The organism is Wolbachia endosymbiont of Mansonella perstans (assembly GCF_020278605.1).
GTDB lineage: Bacteria > Pseudomonadota > Alphaproteobacteria > Rickettsiales > Anaplasmataceae > Wolbachia.
In genome coordinates, this window is record NZ_JACZHU010000129.1 from 1 (window position 1) to 1,773 (window position 1,773).

Here is a 1,773-nt window from a genome sequence, read left to right on the forward strand (position 1 = left end):
CGTTTAATCTGTATAGACTGGAGATAAATAATAGCTTCAATACTATGATAAGGATGACGGCAAAGGTTGTCAAGTAGTTTTTTTGTTCTGTTTCTATGGCTAAAAAATCTAAATTCAGCCAGCACTTAGGTGATATCACTCTTATAGGCCTATGTTCGTGTAATTTCCCATAATAGTTAAAAAAATTAGTAGAAAGTTACTGTAAATTCACGTATTTTGAGGCTATGATATTCAAAAACACTTATGTATGGATGGTTTTATTGGAGTTAGAGGCGCAAGGGAGCATAACCTGCAAGGTATAGATGTTAATATACCGAAAAATAAATTAGTTGTTATAACTGGACTCAGCGGTTCTGGCAAATCTAGCCTTGCGTTTGATACGATTTATGCAGAAGGCCAGCGTCGGTATGTAGAGAGTCTTTCGGCTTATGCACGTCAATTTCTCAACATTCAGGATAAACCGGATGTTGAGTCGATCACAGGCCTCTCTCCTGCAATATCTATCAACCAGAAATCGATCTCAAAAAATCCAAGATCAACAGTTGGAACCGTTACTGAGATTTACGACTATCTACGCTTAATATACGCACGAATAGGAATTCCTTATTCACCTACAACTGGACTGCCAATAACGAAACAAACTGTGTCTCAAATTGTAGATACTATAATGGCGTTACCTTTAGAAACTAAAGTATATATACTTGCTCCCATCGTGCGTGGCAGAAAGGGAGAACATCTCAAAGAAATATTGGAAATTAAAAAGCAAGGATACGTAAGACTAAAAATAGATGGTAAAATACATAATATAGATGATTTACCTAAGCTCGATAAGAACAAAAAGCACGATATCTTTGTGGTTGCAGATAGGGTATCAATATCAGACGATATAGGAAATCGACTGCCAAGTAGCATAGAATCAGCATTAAGACTTGGTCATGGCTTAATGTATGCAGAAGTAGTGAACTTGCCTGATGATCATGATTCCAAGTACAGAAATGATCAAGTTTTAACTTTCTCAGAGAATTTTGCATGTCCGGAGTCCGGCTTTACTCTTGAGGAAATAGAACCAAGATTATTTTCTTTTAACAGTCCCTACGGTGCATGTTGTTCATGCAATGGGCTTGGTAAAAAACTGGCTATTGATATAAAGCTGATAGTGCCAGATGAAACGCTCTCAATATCTGAAGGTGCCTTGAGACCAGTGGGGTTGATGCTCCGTCAAGTACACACAGGTTATGGGTTTCTAAAAAATGTAATACTGTCACTAGCTGAAAATTGCAAATTCGGTCTTGATGTTCCATGGAAGAACATAGATCAAGGAGCGAAGGATGTAATACTCTTTGGTTCTAGAGAGATGAGATTTCAAGGTTTAGTTAGTATATTAGAAAACCAGATGGATTATGATGAAACACTTATTGAGCGATATTGTTCTATTGTTCGTTGTAAAGAATGTGCTGGCTGTAGATTGAGAAAAGAGGCACTTACGGTGAAAATTGATGGTAAGCACATAGGTGAAATATCTAGGCTCAGCATCGATGAATCCCTTAAATGGTTTGAAAATCTCCCAGGCAAGCTTACAGAGCAACAAAAGCAAATCTCAAATAAAATATTAAGTGAAATAATCAAGAGGCTAACATTTTTGAAAAATGTAGGATTAAACTACCTTACACTTGACCGTGAGTCTGGCACACTCTCTGGAGGTGAAAGTCAAAGAATCAGACTTGCTTCACAAATTGGCTCTGGTTTAACAGGAGTGCTGTATGTGCTTGATGA

The 1,773-nt window shown here is 37.3% G+C and carries 1 protein-coding gene; it reads left to right on the top strand.

From position 1 onward, the window contains the following. Nucleotides 1–247 precede the first annotated feature (247 nt). Nucleotides 248–1,773: UvrA family protein (locus IHO13_RS05370; RefSeq protein WP_458695367.1), on the top strand; the 1,526-nt coding region annotated here is incomplete at its 3' end.